General features: G+C 35.0%; 13 protein-coding genes. 12 read left to right on the top strand and 1 reads right to left on the bottom strand.

Annotated elements, in window-relative coordinates; all coding sequences use genetic code 11:
- Positions 1-131: 131 nt before the first annotated feature.
- Complete coding sequence (locus ACF91D_RS07045) at positions 132-773, bottom strand: YigZ family protein (protein WP_107512801.1); 642 nt, start codon at positions 771-773, stop codon at positions 132-134.
- A 174-nt stretch (positions 774-947) separates the two neighbouring features.
- Between ACF91D_RS07045 and fakB1 the strand changes: the two genes are divergently transcribed.
- From fakB1 to hprK, 12 genes are all read left to right on the top strand, one after another.
- Entirely contained in the window at positions 948-1,811 is an 864-nt protein-coding gene (gene fakB1 / locus ACF91D_RS07040; protein WP_107527802.1) for a fatty acid kinase binding subunit FakB1, read from the top strand.
- Positions 1,812-2,093: 282 nt separating this feature from the next.
- A complete protein-coding gene (locus tag ACF91D_RS07035) occupies positions 2,094-3,176 on the top strand; it encodes a DEAD/DEAH box helicase family protein (RefSeq protein WP_232161287.1) in 1,083 nt (360 codons plus the stop codon).
- A complete protein-coding gene (locus tag ACF91D_RS07030) occupies positions 3,169-3,843 on the top strand; it encodes a ComF family protein (RefSeq protein WP_232161288.1) in 675 nt (224 codons plus the stop codon). Before ACF91D_RS07035 ends, ACF91D_RS07030 begins: the two co-directional genes overlap by 8 nt.
- A 66-nt stretch (positions 3,844-3,909) precedes the next feature.
- Complete coding sequence (gene hpf, locus ACF91D_RS07025) at positions 3,910-4,488, top strand: ribosome hibernation-promoting factor, HPF/YfiA family (RefSeq protein ID WP_042738226.1); 579 nt, start codon at positions 3,910-3,912, stop codon at positions 4,486-4,488.
- A 295-nt stretch (positions 4,489-4,783) separates the two neighbouring features.
- Positions 4,784-7,321, top strand: a complete 2,538-nt coding sequence (gene secA, locus ACF91D_RS07020) for a preprotein translocase subunit SecA (protein ID WP_042738227.1) — start codon at positions 4,784-4,786, stop codon at positions 7,319-7,321.
- A 219-nt stretch (positions 7,322-7,540) separates the two neighbouring features.
- Positions 7,541-8,651, top strand: a protein-coding gene (gene prfB, locus ACF91D_RS07015; RefSeq protein ID WP_107512795.1) for a peptide chain release factor 2 whose coding sequence is annotated in 2 segments (ribosomal slippage) — positions 7,541-7,612 and positions 7,614-8,651 — 1,110 coding nt in all. Because the reading frame shifts where the segments join, the coding sequence is not laid out codon by codon here.
- 383 nt (positions 8,652-9,034) lie between these two features.
- Positions 9,035-9,964, top strand: a complete 930-nt coding sequence (locus ACF91D_RS07010) for a COG3942 and LysM peptidoglycan-binding domain-containing protein (protein WP_107527000.1) — start codon at positions 9,035-9,037, stop codon at positions 9,962-9,964.
- A gap of 229 nt (positions 9,965-10,193) precedes the next feature.
- Positions 10,194-10,835: a YfbR-like 5'-deoxynucleotidase gene (locus ACF91D_RS07005; RefSeq protein WP_042738230.1), complete on the top strand. Its 642-nt coding sequence runs from the start codon at positions 10,194-10,196 to the stop codon at positions 10,833-10,835.
- 5 nt (positions 10,836-10,840) lie between these two features.
- On the top strand, positions 10,841-11,071 hold the full coding sequence (locus tag ACF91D_RS07000) for a CsbA family protein (protein ID WP_107512776.1): 231 nt from the start codon (positions 10,841-10,843) through the stop codon (positions 11,069-11,071).
- A gap of 305 nt (positions 11,072-11,376) precedes the next feature.
- Positions 11,377-13,359, top strand: a complete 1,983-nt coding sequence (gene uvrB / locus ACF91D_RS06995) for an excinuclease ABC subunit UvrB (RefSeq protein ID WP_042738232.1) — start codon at positions 11,377-11,379, stop codon at positions 13,357-13,359.
- Positions 13,360-13,364: 5 nt separating this feature from the next.
- Complete coding sequence (gene uvrA / locus ACF91D_RS06990) at positions 13,365-16,202, top strand: excinuclease ABC subunit UvrA (RefSeq protein WP_107527001.1); 2,838 nt, start codon at positions 13,365-13,367, stop codon at positions 16,200-16,202.
- 459 nt (positions 16,203-16,661) lie between these two features.
- Positions 16,662-17,597 carry an HPr(Ser) kinase/phosphatase gene (gene hprK / locus ACF91D_RS06985; protein WP_042738234.1) on the top strand — a complete coding sequence of 312 codons (936 nt, stop codon included), beginning with the start codon at positions 16,662-16,664 and terminating at the stop codon, positions 17,595-17,597.

The raw sequence follows: 17,597 nt of genomic DNA, 5'->3' as shown, positions 1-17,597 counted from the left end.
GCTACTCTTTGAAATGTTTTCACTTTAATAGACTACATGACTAAGGACAATATAAATATTAAAATTCGTCTATTTGTATACAAACAGACGAATTTGCTGATATTGATTGTATGTCTAGTAAAGTATTGAGGCTACGCAGTTTCGATATCAAATGGTAAAAGTACGACATCATCCTGTGTTAAATCATAATTACCAGATGTATTACGGTTTAAAAAGGCGATAAAGTCATCATAATCGGTAGCTACTACATCGATTTGATAACTCACCTTGTCTGTATAGACAGTATCTCTCAAGAAGAAGGGAGTCGTTTCAAGTTCATACTCAAATTTACCAGTTAAATCGTAACCAATACTGACCGTAGTTGGGATGGCTGGCCTTAATTGTACACGTCCTACATCATAAATCACATCTCTAACGGCACCACTATATGCGCGGATTAAACCGCCACCACCGAGTTTTATACCACCAAAATAGCGTGTAACCACAACACAGGCATTGTGTATATCTAATTTTTTTAAGATTTCTAACATTGGTACACCTGCTGTACCACTTGGTTCACCATCATCGTTGGCCTTTTGTATATTCATCTGATCACCAACGGTATAAGCTGAACAGTTGTGTGTCGCTTCTTTATGTTCTTTCTTTATATGTTCAATAAAGTCCTTTGCTTCTTGTTCGGAAGCAACAGGTTGAATATGTGCAATAAAACGTGATTTATTAATTACATTCTCTATTGTATGTGCACGTTTAATTGTAATAATTGATTCTCCCAATATTTTGCCCTCCAATAAAAACGACGTAAATTATATATGTTATTTATTATACGTGTTAGTCAATTTATATATAGTATACACTGAAATGAAGCCTGTATTAAATGTTTAAAAATAAATTTTCTTTTAACTAAAAATAATGTATTATTGTTGTGAGTATAATGAAGGAGGATTATGATGAAGATTGCTGTTTTGACAGATTCTACAAGCTATCTATCACAAACATTAATTGATAAATATAATATAAGAGTTGCCCCTTTAAGTGTTACGTTTGATACTGGGGAAAATTTCGTTGAAAATGAATCTATTTCTAGATTAGAATTTTATAACAAGATGAAGACATCTAAAACTATACCAACAACAAGTCAACCTGCTATTGGTACTTTTATAGAGCATTTTGAAGCTTTACGTGGAGAAGGGTATACCGACGTCATCTGTATCTTCTTATCATCTGGTATTAGTGGTTGTTATCAAACTGCTACACAAGCTGGTGAAATGATTGAAGGCATCAACGTACATACCTTTGATTCGAAGTTAGCAGCCATGATTGAAGGCAGTTACGTCTTGCGTGCTATCGAAATGGTTGAACAGGGAAATAAACCTGATCAGATTCTCGAAGAATTAAATCGCATGATTGATGTTACGGGTGCCATTCTGATGGTAGATGATCTGAAAAATTTACAAAAGAGTGGACGAATTACAGGTGCGCAAGCATGGATTGGTACAATGTTAAAAATGAAGCCTGTTCTAAAATTCGATGACGGTTTAATTGTTCCAGATGAAAAGGTAAGAACTAAAAAGCGTGCATTGAAAAAAATTATTGAAAAAGTAAATGAACATATTCAAGGCTTTGATGAAGTGACCTTACATGTTGTCGTGGGTGACATCGAAGAAGATGGTGAGTGGTTGTACAATGAAGTGCAAAAGACATTCCCACAACATAAAATTCACAAATCATATTTTGGACCTGTTGTCGCTGCACATTTAGGTTCTGGTGGCATAGCAGTAGGGTACGTTGGTAGAAATATTCGCTTAGATTAAGAACATATAGAGAGAAAGACATGACATGCTTCGGTAATGTGATGTCTTTTTTTAATTAAAGGAGGTAGATTTAATATACATTATTATGGAAGGTTAGTAACAGATCGCAAGTTATTAACGACAGAAACGATTCATGAAGTAACTACAGGTGTATGTGACATTGGAGGTCAGTGGCATTGTAAACAATGTGAAACAACAGTTCAGCAACACTTTTATACGTATTGGTCGGATTGTCTAAATAAAGCAATTGTTTATTGTCGAAACTGTATTTCTCTTGGAAAAATGGATAGTCATCATCAAGTTTATATCACTGTAACAGGGCATAAAAAGAGTAAAGCAACTTATGATTTACCTTTCAAGTTATCTCCCCAACAACATTATGCCTCTGTTGCAATTGTGACGGCATTAATGAAACGTCAAGCGCTATTACTATATGCTGTCACAGGTGCTGGTAAAACTGAAATGATATTTGAGGCGATTCATCAAGCAAGAAAGCAAGGTTTAAATGTAGCTATCGTATCTCCACGTGTCGATGTGATAATTGAATTGCAAATCAGAATACGAGAGGCATTTCACGATGAACAAATCGATGTGTTGTATCAAGGACAAAGGCAAATATACGATGGACATTTTGTTATTGCTACTGTGCATCAATTAATGCGCTTTAAAGGTCATTTCGACTTTATTGTTGTGGATGAGGTTGATGCATTTCCATTATCAATGGACCCTACACTGATGTCAGTCATTACTGCTGCTCAAAATGAAGATGGTAGTGCAGTTTATATGACTGCTACACCAACACCATGGTTAATCAAACAATTTGATAAATCACACATCATTAGATTGCCAGCGAGATTTCACCAATCCCCCTTGCCAGTACCTATTTTTAAATACTTTCGAATTATCCCTCATAAAAAGCAATTTAAGTTTTTAAGTTTATTAACCCAACAAATACAAGCTAAACGGTATACACTTGTATTCTTTCATAATATTGAAATAATGGAATATATGTATCAAATTTATCACAAAGATATTGAAACGCTTACGACTGTACATAGTCAAGATCCATATCGGTTGGATAAAGTTGAGGCATTAAGAAGCGGACAATATCGTGTTGTATTTACAACGACAATTTTAGAGCGTGGATTCACGATGGCTAACTTAGATGTAATTGTTGTAGACAGTCATAAATTTTCAAGTAGTGCATTAATACAAATAGCTGGGCGGGTAGGTAGAAAAGTGGCATCACCAACTGGTTTAGTCATGTTCTGTCATCAAGGTATTACATTTAAGATGATTAAAGCACGAAGCACAATTGTGCAGATGAATAAACTCGCACGTAAAAAGGGGTGGATTCATGATTAAATGCCTCCATTGTAGAGGTTACTTTACCGAACCATTAAATGCAGTCACATTGTTCAAACCAGCTACACTATTTTGTAAACAATGCACAAAACTTTGGGAAAAAGTGAAAATAAAAGACAATATAAAGCGTTGTTCGAGATGTTTAAAGTATTTAAGTACAGAAGAACCGACATGTTTAGACTGTAAATACTTAGAAAGTAATTATACGTTAATGGATCAATTATATTGTCAATTTCAATATGATGGCGTAATGAAGGATTTGATAAGGCGATATAAATTTGATAAAGATGTTGCCTTGTGTGAACAATTCGCATCAATGATGAACTTACCAAAGCAACACTATGATTTAATTATACCGATACCATCACCCAAGGAACGCGATTATCAAAGAACCTTTAATCCTATTAGGATGGTACTGTCACAAATGCGTATACAATATAAAGCAGTGCTTACGATGGATTATAGAGAGAAACAGGCGAATTTGCCAAAAAGTAATCGAATTAATGCGCGTAATCCATTCCATGTCATAGACGATATTGATTTAACGCATGCACAAGTATTGTTGGTAGATGATATTTATACGACTGGATTAACAGTGCATCAAGCTGCGGAAAAACTTTTTATTAGAAAAATCAGAAAATTCGATGTGTTTACGTTTGCACGGTAGCATAAACGTGGTATTATATGAGTAAGCAATATTACCAATATAGAGGTTTTAAAGGAGTCGATTACTATGATTAGATTTGAAATTCACGGAGAGAACCTCACTATTACTGATGCGATTCGCAACTATATTGAGGAGAAAATTGGTAAATTAGAACGCTATTTTAACGATGTGCCAAACGCAACTGCACACGTTAAAGTAAAAACATATCAAAATTCAGCTACTAAGATTGAAGTAACTATTCCATTGAAAAATGTTACTTTGAGAGCTGAAGAACGCCACGATGATTTATACGCTGGCATTGATTTAATCAATAATAAACTTGAAAGACAAGTAAGAAAATATAAAACACGTGTTAATCGCAAAAAGCGTAATCGCGGTGAACAAGAAGTGTTTGCTTCACTACCAGAAGAAAATGAAGCTGAACAATTAGAAGCCGAGCCAATTGAAAATGATGGTGACGGTGATATCGAAATTATCCGTGCAAAGAACTTCAGTTTGAAACCTATGGATTCAGAAGAGGCAGTATTACAAATGGATCTTTTAGGACATGATTTCTTTATTTTCACAGATCGTGAAACTGATGGAACTAGCATCGTATACAAACGAAAAGATGGGAAATATGGATTGATTGAAACTACTGATTAATCTTTGTACTTTCTATAAATGATTTGTACGCAGGGCGTTCATGATTATGTTAAATCGTGGACGCCCAATTTTTGTTATGTTACTATGAAATAATTTGAAAGTGAAATATAATAGTACATGCAAAGTTATATCAATGGGTAGTATTTAATTAATGCAATACAATGATATTAATGGATAGACACATATATGTTAATAAAGAAGGAAATAGAGAGGTCTATAAGTGTAAATTTAGGCTTATAAATGATATCATAAATTGTTGTAAGCTAAGAGTTATTAAGCTAAAGGAGCGAACAAAATGGGTTTTTTATCAAAAATTGCAGATGGCAATAAAAAAGAAATAAAACGCCTTGGCAAATTAGCCGATAAAGTCCTTGCATTAGAAGAGGATATATCGATATTAACAGACGATGAAATTAAACAAAAAACGCAATCATATCAAGAAAGATTGCGTGATGAAGAGGACATTAAGAAACAAAATAAAATATTAGACGAAATTCTACCGGAAGCATTTGCATTAGTAAGAGAAGGTGCAAAGCGTGTCTTTAATATGAGTCCGTATAAAGTTCAAGTTATGGGTGGTATCGCGATTCATAATGGTGATATCTCTGAAATGAGAACTGGTGAAGGTAAAACCTTAACAGCAACGATGCCAACCTACCTCAATGCGTTAACAGGTCGTGGTGTACACGTTATTACTGTCAATGAATATTTAGCAAGTAGTCAAAGTCAAGAAATGGCGGAATTGTATGAGTTCCTTGGTTTGACGGTTGGTTTGAACTTAAATAGTAAGTCTACCGAAGAAAAACGTGACGCTTATGCAAGTGATATCACTTATAGTACCAATAATGAACTTGGTTTCGATTATTTACGTGATAACATGGTGAATTATGCTGAAGAGCGTGTAATGAAACCTTTAAACTATGCCATCATTGATGAGGTAGACTCAATCTTAATCGATGAAGCACGTACGCCATTGATTATTTCTGGTGAAGCGGAAAAATCTACGTCATTATATACACAAGCTAATGTTTTCGCTAAGATGTTAAAAAATGAAGATGATTATAATTATGATGAAAAAACAAAAGCAGTTCAATTAACAGAACAAGGTATTGATAAAGCAGAGCGTATGTTCAAAATCGATAACCTCTATGATGTTAAAAACGTAGAAATCATTAGTCATATCAATACAGCATTGCGCGCACATGTGACACTGCAAAAAGACGTAGATTACATGGTAAATAACGGCGAAGTATTAATCGTCGATCAATTTACTGGACGTACAATGCCTGGTCGACGTTTCTCAGAAGGTCTGCACCAAGCCATTGAAGCTAAAGAAGGTGTGACGATTCAAAACGAATCCAAAACCATGGCCTCAATTACATTCCAAAACTACTTCAGAATGTACAATAAACTATCTGGTATGACAGGTACGGCTAAGACGGAAGAAGAAGAGTTCCGCAATATTTATAATATGACGGTAACACAAATTCCTACCAATAAACCTGTACAACGTCAAGATAAACCGGATTTAATTTATATTAGTCAAAAAGGTAAATTCGATGCAGTCGTTGAAGATGTCATTGAAAAGCACAAACAGGGTCAACCGGTACTATTAGGTACAGTAGCAGTTGAAACGAGTGAATATATTTCAGACTTATTAAAGAAAAAAGGTATTCGACACGATGTATTAAACGCTAAAAACCATGAACGAGAAGCAGAAATTGTAGCAGGCGCAGGTCAAAAGGGTGCTGTAACAATCGCTACAAACATGGCTGGTCGTGGTACGGATATTAAACTAGGCGATGGCGTTGAAGAACTTGGTGGTCTTGCTGTTATTGGTACCGAACGTCATGAGTCACGAAGAATTGATGATCAATTACGTGGACGTTCTGGTCGACAAGGTGACAAAGGTGATAGTCGTTTCTACTTATCACTACAAGATGAATTAATGGTGCGTTTCGGTTCTGAACGTTTACAAAATATGATGAACCGTTTAGGCATGGATGATTCAACACCAATAGAATCAAAAATGGTGTCACGTGCTGTAGAATCTGCCCAAAAACGTGTTGAAGGTAACAACTTTGATGCACGTAAACGTGTACTTGAATATGATGATGTATTACGTAAACAACGTGAAATTATCTATACAGAGCGTAATAGTATTATTGATAGTGATTCTAGTGGTGAATTAGTCGAAGCAATGATGCGTGCTACTTTAGAACGCAGTGTACGTTACTATGTAAATGACGAAGAGGACGAACCAGATTACGAACCATTTATCAACTATGTGGATGATGTATTCTTAAGCGAAGGTGCTTTGAAAGAATCAGAAATAAAAGGTAAAGATAATGATGATATCTTTGAAATTGTATGGGCAAAAGTCGAAGTTGCATTTAAAGATCAAAAGGAAAAAATAGGCAGTCAATTCGCAGAATTTGAGCGCATGATTCTATTAAGATCTATAGATGATCATTGGACAGACCATATCGATACTATGGATCAGTTGAGACAAGGTATTCATTTACGTTCTTATGCACAACAAAATCCATTACGTGATTATCAAAATGAAGGTCACCAATTATTTGATACGATGATGGAAACAATAGAAGAAGATGTAAGTAAATATATCTTGAAATCTGTCATTACTGTTGAAGATGATATTGAACGTGACAAAACGACTGATTTCGGTAAAGCTGAACACGTATCAGCAAATGCTGAAGATGGTAAAGAAAAGGTAAAGGCTCAACCTTACGTTAAAGATGAGCATATTGGTAGAAATGATCCTTGTCCTTGTGGCAGCGGTAAAAAATATAAAAACTGTCATGGCGCTTAGGTGATTTAAGCGTGACAGTATGAACCGGAAGCATTGATTTGTGATTATCAACTTCCGGTTTTATTTTGAAAATGAGTGTGAGTTTAACATATAATAACCATAATGCTCGTATACTATTGAAACGGAGTGAACCATTTATGTAGCTTTAGTTAGCTTTTCTTCAATCAATTGTTATGTAATAGTAAGTAAATTTTCAATTATAATAGGAGCGATGTTTAGATGGAATTATCGGAAATAAAAAGAAATATAGAGAGTTATAATGAAAAATTAGAGCAACTTAGGGGGTCTCTTTGACTTAGAAGAAAAAGAGACGAATATTCAAGAATATGAAGAAATGATGGCTGATCCAACATTTTGGGACAATCAAGATAAAGCACAAGAAATAATTGATAAAAATAACGCTTTGAAAAGTATTGTTAATGCATATCGTGATCTAGAAGCACAAATTGAAGATATGGAAACGACAAGAGAATTATTACTCGAAGAAGAAGATGCAACGATGAAAGCTGATTTAGAAACGTCAGTCCAACAATTCAAAGATAATTTGGACCAATTTGAATTACAGCTCTTATTAGATGGACCATATGATGCAAACAATGCCATCGTCGAGTTACATCCAGGTGCTGGTGGTACAGAATCACAAGATTGGACAAACATGTTATTACGTATGTACCAACGTTATTGTGAACAACAAGGCTTTAAAGTAGAGATTATGGATTATTTACCAGGTGATGAAGCTGGAGTTAAAAGTGTGACATTTGCTGTGAAAGGTCACAATGCATATGGGTATTTAAAGGCCGAAAAGGGTGTACACAGATTAGTTCGTATTTCGCCATTTGACTCATCTGGAAGAAGGCATACGTCTTTTGCATCTTGTGATGTTATTCCTGAATTTAACAATGCGGATATTGAAATCGATATAAATCCAGACGATATCACAGTAGATACATTTAGAGCATCAGGTGCTGGTGGTCAACATATTAACAAAACAGAATCTGCAATTAGAATTACCCATCATCCGTCTGGAATTGTTGTTAACAACCAAAATGAACGCTCACAAATTAAGAACAGAGAAGCTGCCATGAAGACATTGAAATCTAAACTTTATCAATTAAAATTAGAAGAGCAAGAACAAGAAATGGCAGAAATACGTGGTGAACAAAAAGAGATTGGCTGGGGTAGCCAGATTAGATCTTATGTGTTCCATCCATATGCAATGGTCAAAGATCATAGAACGAATGAAGAAACCGGTAAGACTGATGCAGTAATGGATGGTGAAATTGGGCCATTTATTGAAGCATACTTACGTAGTCAAATGGATCATTCATAATACAATAGTTTAATAAATCATTTTATGCCTTATATACAGTTGTGCATCTTGCAACTGGCTTATAAGGCATTTTTATTATATAGAGATGGCATTATTGTTGTCAGCAATAGTACAATAATTTATGCAGAAATTGATATGATGTTCTAATTATATGCTTCTATCATCTAATTATATTACATGAGCGTATATATGAAGGGGGCAATTTTAGTAATATTAAGCTAGTAAAGCTAGTAATATCATAGCTTTCTTAAGAGATTTTATTTTACTGCATATAGGACTAAATAACCATTGTATTACAGTCTGTTAACAGTTCAATATGGCATAAGGTTTTGTGCTATATTAAATTTGTATAATAATAAGACAGCAAAGGAATGAACATAACAATGAAGAAAGGTTTAATAGTTACTGCATCGACGACGGCACTGTTTTTAGGTGTGAATCATATAGCGTCAGCGGAACAAGTACATACAACATCTTCGGAGATGGAACTTACGCAAATTGCTGAAAGATTTGCTACCAATATCGATGAAATTAAGGCGCTAAACAATTTGGATGATAGTGTGACTTCTATTGCGACTGGAACAAAAGTGGTCGTGCCTGATCGAGATATCGTAGAAGTATTAAGTGGTGACACACTTACAAATATCGCCAATAAGCATGAGATATCATTAGATGACTTATTCAAATTGAATCCACAGATTACAGAAACGATTCATCCGGGGCAACTTATTGCTATATCTGAAGCAGGTTCAAAGCATTTATATAATGATGATAAAGCAATCTGGGGGACACCAGATACATTACAACAACCAACAGATGAAAGTGATTCGCAAATATTGACACCGAATTATCCTCAGAATGATGTGGCTCAACCAACTCAATTTTCAAACTATCAATCGTGGAATAATGATGTAAATAGTAATTATTCCAATGCTTATCAATATGACGCCAATCATTATTACAGTGGACAACAAAGTATTGGCCGTAGTGGTGGCACTAATTACTATGATAATGGTCAGTGTACAAGTTACGCATTTGATAGACGTAGTCAATTAGGTAAGCCAGTAAGCAATTTATGGGGTAATGCCAATCAATGGGCAAATGCAGCTAGACAAAGTGGTTATAAAGTTAATCATACGCCAGAAGTAGGGGCAATTATGCAAAGTACATCTGGTCCAAATGGACATGTTGGTGTGGTAGAACATAAAAATACCGATGGTTCCATTGTTGTTTCTGAAATGAATTGGCAAGGCGTCGGACAGAAATCATATCGTACGATACAACAACCTAGTGCGTATAACTATATTCACTAGTAACAATTTAAAAATAATATCTAATATGAGATAAAGCCATACTGTTATATTACAGTGTGGCTTTATTTTAACGATAAAAATTTATATGAAAGCTTAATAAACTGAAAAGATAGAAATTCTAAATTGCTAATTATTTGTTTAACAGCTATTTGATAAGACATTTTGATTGTTGAATGATATTATAAAAGCAAGTATAATCATTCATTAAATAAACTTAGGAGGCGATATCATGGGCGTACATCAATACTTTAAACGTTTATCTGATTTAGAAAAATTAATTCGATTACCAGGCCAATTCAAATACTTTGAACATAATGTTGCTGCACATTCATTTAAAGTAACTAAAATTGCTCAATATCTTGGAACTGTCGAAGAATATCATGGCAATGAAGTGAATTGGAAAAGTTTATATGAGAAAGCACTAAACCATGACTTTGCTGAAGTGTTTACAGGTGATATTAAGACACCAGTTAAATATGCGAGTGGAGAATTAAAAAAACTATTCTCACAGGTTGAAGAAGAAATGGTAGATCATTTTATTAACGAAGAAATTCCTGAAGCATACCAAGATATCTATCGTGAAAGGCTACAAGAAGGTAAGGATGATTCCTTAGAGGGCCAAATCTTATCGGTAGCAGATAAAATTGACTTATTATATGAAACATTTGGAGAAATACAAAAACGTAATCCGGAACCATTGTTTTTTGAAATTTATGAGATGTCTTTAGAAACAATTATGCAATTTGATCATTTAAGTTCCGTGCAAGATTTTATAGATAATATTATTCCAGAGATGTTAACTGAGAACTTTATTCCACGTGCCGAACTGAGAGAAACAACGATGACAATCCTAAATAATAGAAATGGGTGACATAGATGATTTGGTATATGCTTGCGGCATTTTTTCCGTGCATATTAGTCGTACTATTTAGTGTGCTGACGAGAAATAAATGGGTCGGCACTATTTTGACACTCATCTTAATTGGGGCATCTGTTGCCAAAGGCTTTTTTCATAATGAATGGATCATATTTATTGATGTCGTGTCATTATTAGCGGGATATATTATTATCGATCAACTCGAATTTCATAAGCATGATGGTGATTAATGATAAGTTACAAGCAATCTAGTTGTAAAAATGACTTGTAAACTATAAAATAATTACCTTCTTAAAATAAATAAAGCAATTAATTAAGGCAAACATGGTAAGATACTATGTTTGTTTTTTGTTGTTTACACATGTTAAAATAACGAACAAACGTTTGTCTTTTTGTGCATAAATCTGTTAAAATATAGAATAAGGTTATACACTATACACAATAATTTACAATTTAGTAGACAAATCAATATTAAAGCATAGAACTTTGCGTTACATTTGTCACATAAGAAAATATATAGGAGGCGTGTGTCAACATGGAACACTATCCATTTAAACTACAATCCAATTTCGAGCCACAAGGTGATCAACCAGAAGCGATTAAAGAAATTGTCAAAGGTGTAAATGAAGGGAAACGTCATCAAACATTACTTGGTGCGACGGGAACTGGTAAGACATTTACGATGAGTAATGTTATCAAAGAAGTCGGCAAACCGACGTTAATCATAGCACACAATAAGACATTAGCAGGTCAATTATATAGTGAGTTTAAGACATTTTTCCCTGAAAATAGAGTAGAGTATTTCGTAAGTTACTATGACTATTATCAGCCGGAAGCATATGTACCATCTACAGATACTTTCATTGAAAAGGATGCATCAATCAATGATGAAATTGATCAACTACGACATTCTGCTACAAGTGCTTTGTTTGAACGAGATGATGTCATCATAATTGCCAGTGTGAGCTGTATTTATGGTTTAGGTAATCCGGAAGAATATAGAGATTTAGTTGTAAGTGTACGTGTAGGTATGGAAATGGATAGAAGTGAGTTACTGAGAAAGTTAGTTGACGTCCAATATACTAGAAACGACATTGATTTCCGAAGAGGTACCTTTAGAGTACGCGGTGATGTTGTTGAAATTTTTCCTGCTTCTCGTGAGGAAATGTGTATTCGAGTTGAATTTTTCGGTGATGAGATTGATCGTATACGCGAAGTTAATTATTTAACTGGAGAAGTATTGAGAGAGCGCGAACATTTTGCAATCTTCCCGGCATCCCACTTCGTAACACGTGAGGAAAAGATGAAATCTGCAATACAAAGAATTGAAAATGAATTAGCAGAACGTTTGGAAGAATTGAGAGCGGAAAATAAACTACTAGAAGCGCAGCGGCTAGAGCAACGTACGAATTATGATTTAGAAATGATGCGAGAAATGGGCTTTTGTTCTGGTATAGAAAACTATTCCGTTCATTTAACATTGAGACCAATGGGTTCGACTCCATATACCTTGCTTGATTATTTTGGTGACGATTGGCTGGTTATGATTGATGAATCTCATGTGACATTGCCACAAATTCGTGGTATGTACAATGGTGACCGTGCACGAAAGCAAGTCTTAGTTGATCATGGATTCCGTTTGCCAAGTGCTCTGGATAACAGACCGCTTAAGTTTGAAGAATTTGAAGAAAAAACAAATCAGCTGGTCTACGTTTCTGCGACACCAGGACCTTATGAACTAGAGCACACAGACGAAATGGTACAACAAATTATTCGACCAACTGGCTTGCTTGATCCTAAGATTGAGGTCCGACCTACGGAAAATCAAATTGATGATTTACTTGGCGAAATTCAAGAGCGAATAGACCGAAATGAACGTGTACTAGTTACGACATTGACTAAGAAAATGAGTGAAGACTTAACGACATATATGAAAGAAGCAGGAATTAAGGTTAACTACTTACATTCGGAAATAAAGACATTAGAACGAATCGAAATTATTAGAGATTTACGAATGGGTACCTATGATGTAATCGTCGGGATTAATTTGCTTAGAGAAGGTATAGATATACCAGAAGTATCACTTGTTGTAATTTTAGATGCTGATAAAGAAGGTTTCTTAAGATCAGAGCGTTCATTAGTTCAAACAATTGGACGTGCTGCGCGTAATAGTAAAGGTGAAGTAATCATGTATGGAGATAAGATTACGGATTCTATGAGATATGCGATTGATGAGACAGAACGTCGTCGTAATATTCAAATGGCATACAATGAAAAACATGGTATTACACCAACGACCATTAATAAACAAATCCATGACGTTATTAGCGCGACAGTAGAAAATGATGACACAAATGAAAAACAACAAACAGAAGTACCTAAGAAATTAACGAAGAAAGAACGCGAAAAAACAATTGCCAATATAGAAAAGGAAATGAAACAAGCCGCCAAAGATTTAGATTTCGAGAAGGCGACAGAATTGAGAGATATGTTATTTGAATTAAAAGCAGAAGGGTGAAGTATATGAAACAACCATCTATTGTAGTTAAAGGCGCTCGTGCCCATAATTTAAAAAGTGTAGATATCGAAATACCTAAAGATAAGTTGATTGTGATGACAGGACTTTCAGGGTCCGGTAAATCGTCACTAGCGTTTGATACTATATATGCCGAAGGACAACGTCGCTATGTAGAGTCATTAAGTGCATATGCAAGACAATTCTTAGGTCAAATGGATAAACCCGATGTTGATACAATTGAAGGTTTATCACCTGCAATATCTATTGATCAAAAGACAACAAGTAAGAACCCACGTTCGACGGTAGCAACAGTTACAGAGATTTATGATTACATCCGTTTATTATATGCACGTGTAGGGAAACCAATATGCCCAAATCATGGTATTGAAATTGAATCACAAACAGTGCAACAGATGGTCGATCGTGTTATGGAATTGGAAGAACGTACTAAAATTCAATTGCTAGCACCCGTTGTTTCTCATAGAAAGGGTTCACATGAGAAGTTGATTGATGATATTGGTAAGAAAGGTTATGTTCGTGTACGAGTAGATGGTGAAATTACTGATATTAATGAAGTGCCAGAATTAGATAAGAATAAAAATCATACGATCGAAGTCGTAGTCGACAGATTAGTTGTGAAAGATGGTATCGAAACACGTCTAGCAGACTCAATTGAGACAGGATTACAACTTGCAGATGGAAACCTCGTCGTAGATATTATCGATGGTGAGGAGTTAAAGTTCTCTGAAAATCACGCCTGTCCAATTTGTGGGTTTTCTATTGGAGAACTAGAACCACGTATGTTTAGTTTTAACAGTCCCTTTGGAGCGTGTCCAACTTGTGATGGTTTAGGTCAAAAGTTAAAAGTAGACTTAGACTTAGTTGTTCCTGATCCAAACAAAACACTGAATGAAGGTGCAATCATCCCTTGGGAACCAACAAGTTCGGAATATTATCCAACATTGTTAAAACGTGTTTGCGAAGTCTTTAAAATAAATATGGATAAACCTTATAAAAAATTAACAGATAGACAAAAGGACATCATCTTATATGGTTCTAAAGGTAAGGAAATCGAATTTACCTTTAAACAACGTAATGGTCAAACACGTAAACGTACAATGGAGTTTGAGGGTGTAATTCCAAATATTAATCGTCGCTATCATGAGTCACCATCAGAACTAGTGAGAGAAATGATGAGTAAGTATATGACTGAGCTACCATGTGAAACATGTCATGGTAAACGATTGAGTAGAGAAGCGCTATCAGTTTATGTAGCGGGTCATAATATTGGTGAAATAGTAGAGAATTCTATTAAAAACGCATTACATTTATACCAACATATCGATTTATCAGAGCAAGATCAAAAAATTGCCGATCAAATCCTAAAGGAAATTATTTCGCGATTAGAATTTTTATATAATGTTGGATTAGAATATTTAACTTTAAATCGAGCGTCAGGTTCACTATCTGGTGGAGAAGCGCAACGAATTCGTTTAGCCACGCAGATTGGTTCTAGATTATCTGGAGTGCTCTATGTACTCGATGAACCATCTATTGGATTGCATCAACGTGATAATGATCGCTTGATTAACACGTTAAAAGAAATGAGAGATTTAGGTAATACATTAATCGTTGTTGAACATGATGATGATACGATGAGAGCTGCTGATTATCTAGTGGACGTAGGACCTGGTGCCGGAGAACATGGTGGTCAAATTGTTGCAAGTGGCACACCAAAGCAAGTTATGAATAATAAAAAATCACTAACAGGTCAGTATTTAAGCGGTAAGAAACGTATTGAAGTACCAGAACAACGTCGTGAAGTTACCGACAGAAAGATAGAAGTTAAAGGTGCACGTAGCAATAACTTAAAGGGTGTAAACGTGTCATTTCCACTATCTACAATGACAGTAGTAACTGGCGTATCCGGTTCCGGTAAAAGTTCACTAGTGAATGAGGTACTATATAAATCATTAGCAAAAGAAATTAATAAATCTAAAGTTAAACCTGGTGATTGTGACGAGGTCACAGGTATTGATCAACTAGAACGAATTATTGATATTGATCAATCACCAATTGGTAGAACGCCAAGATCAAATCCAGCAACATATACTGGTGTGTTTGACAATATTCGAGATATATTTGCACAAACAAATGAAGCCAAGGTTCGTGGCTATTCTAAAGGACGCTTTAGCTTTAATGTTAAAGGTGGCCGTTGTGAAGCTTGTAAAGGTGATGGAATTATCAAAATCGAAATGCATTTCTTACCAGATGTGTATGTTCCATGTGAAGTATGTGGCGGTACAAGATATAATCGTGAAACATTAGAAGTAACTTATAAAGGGAAAAATATTGCGGATATCTTAGCGATGACTGCTGAAGATGCGACTAATTTCTTTGAAAATGTACCTAAAATACATCGTAAATTAAAAACATTAGTCGATGTTGGCCTAGGATATGTAACCTTAGGGCAACCTGCAACGACATTATCAGGTGGAGAAGCGCAACGTGTTAAATTAGCTTCAGAATTACACAAACGTTCAACAGGTAAATCCATTTATATTTTAGATGAACCGACAACTGGTTTACATGTTGATGACATTAGTAGATTGCTTAAAGTATTGAATAAACTAGTAGAAAATGGTGACTCTGTCGTTATTATTGAACATAACTTGGATGTGATTAAAATGGCAGATCATATTATTGATTTAGGTCCTGAAGGTGGAGATGGTGGCGGTACAATCGTTGCCACAGGTACGCCTGAAGAGATTGCGAATGTTGAAGCAAGCTATACAGGTCGATACTTAAAGCCAGTATTAGAAAGAGATACAATCACATCTTAGTTCAACAATAGTAGCATATATCAGTGATATTTAATTATCGTGTATTCATATGAGGTCGATTGGATTATAATTATCCAATCGGCCTTTTATTATACTGAGCCATTAACTTTTGGTTCTATAATAAATTGGACTGCTGAGAAATTATGCGCAACAGTCCGAATCGACGAAGAACTTAAATTTTAAGGTATGCGCTTTATGCTTTAATTTATTGGTTCAATACATAACGAATAGATTTTATTAAACTACTAAAAAGCAATATAAGTTTATGCTAAAATTTAGCGATAAAGCATGATTCTAGAGACTTAATATCGTAATATCGCTAAACAGAAATGTAAGGTAGAATAGTATTGTATGAATTATTTTATTAACTACTACACTTTTTAATATGGATTATCAATGCTTTTTGATATGATAAATACATATCGCAAATGTAGGAGAAATATTGATAGAGGTGAAGCTATGTTAACTACGAAAAGCTTAGTCGAACGCTTTGAACTTGAAATTATTGCAGGTGAAGCGGGTTTAAATAAGCAAATTAAAAATACTGATATTTCAAGACCTGGTTTAGAAATGGCAGGTTATTTTTCTCATTATGCCTCTGACCGTATTCAGTTATTGGGAACAACGGAATTATCTTTTTATAACTTGTTGCCAGATGAAGAGCGAAAGGGTAGAATGAGAAAGCTATGTCGCCCCGAAACACCAGCTATCATTGTAACGCGTGATTTAGAACCACCTGAAGAGTTGATACAAGCTGCAACTGAGCTTGAAACACCATTGATTACATCAACGATTGCGACAACACAATTAATGGGTCGTTTGACAACGTTTTTAGAACATGAATTAGCTAGAACGACTTCATTACATGGTGTGTTAGTTGACGTTTATGGCGTAGGTGTCTTAATTACCGGTGATTCTGGTATCGGTAAGAGTGAAACAGCATTAGAACTTGTTAAACGTGGTCATCGACTCGTTGCAGATGATAATGTCGAAATTCGAGAAGTGAGTAAAGACGAACTCATTGGTAAAGCGCCAAAGTTAATCGAGCATTTACTTGAAATTAGAGGTTTAGGTATCATCAATGTAATGACGCTATTTGGTGCGGGGTCAATTTTAACTGAAAAAAGACTACGTTTAAATATTCATTTAGAAAATTGGCACAAAGATAAATTGTATGACCGTGTTGGTTTAAATGAGGAAAAGTTAAAAATCCTAGATAATGAAATCACGAAGAAGACGATTCCAGTCAGACCTGGGCGTAACGTGGCCGTTATCATTGAAGTAGCAGCGATGAATTATCGTTTAAATATTATGGGTATCAACACTGCTGAAGAATTCAATGATCGTCTCAATGCTGAAATTATGAGAAATGGACACCACAGTGAGGAGAACTAA

Source organism: Staphylococcus sp. 231237_7MaSpsaltlick (assembly GCF_043107035.1).
Note: the sequence above shows the minus strand (reverse complement) of the source record. Positions and strands in the feature narration are given on the sequence as shown.

Excerpts from the sequence above, each read along its gene's own strand:
- fakB1 (WP_107527802.1), top strand. The coding sequence starts at position 948 with ATGAAGATTGCTGTTTTGACAGATTCTACAAGCTATCTATCACAAACA.
- ACF91D_RS07035 (WP_232161287.1), top strand. The coding sequence starts at position 2,094 with ATGGATAGTCATCATCAAGTTTATATCACTGTAACAGGGCATAAAAAG.
- ACF91D_RS07030 (WP_232161288.1), top strand. The coding sequence starts at position 3,169 with ATGATTAAATGCCTCCATTGTAGAGGTTACTTTACCGAACCATTAAAT.
- hpf (WP_042738226.1), top strand. The coding sequence starts at position 3,910 with ATGATTAGATTTGAAATTCACGGAGAGAACCTCACTATTACTGATGCG.
- secA (WP_042738227.1), top strand. The coding sequence starts at position 4,784 with ATGGGTTTTTTATCAAAAATTGCAGATGGCAATAAAAAAGAAATAAAA.
- ACF91D_RS07010 (WP_107527000.1), top strand. The coding sequence starts at position 9,035 with ATGAAGAAAGGTTTAATAGTTACTGCATCGACGACGGCACTGTTTTTA.
- ACF91D_RS07005 (WP_042738230.1), top strand. The coding sequence starts at position 10,194 with ATGGGCGTACATCAATACTTTAAACGTTTATCTGATTTAGAAAAATTA.
- ACF91D_RS07000 (WP_107512776.1), top strand. The coding sequence starts at position 10,841 with ATGATTTGGTATATGCTTGCGGCATTTTTTCCGTGCATATTAGTCGTA.
- uvrB (WP_042738232.1), top strand. The coding sequence starts at position 11,377 with ATGGAACACTATCCATTTAAACTACAATCCAATTTCGAGCCACAAGGT.
- uvrA (WP_107527001.1), top strand. The coding sequence starts at position 13,365 with ATGAAACAACCATCTATTGTAGTTAAAGGCGCTCGTGCCCATAATTTA.
- hprK (WP_042738234.1), top strand. The coding sequence starts at position 16,662 with ATGTTAACTACGAAAAGCTTAGTCGAACGCTTTGAACTTGAAATTATT.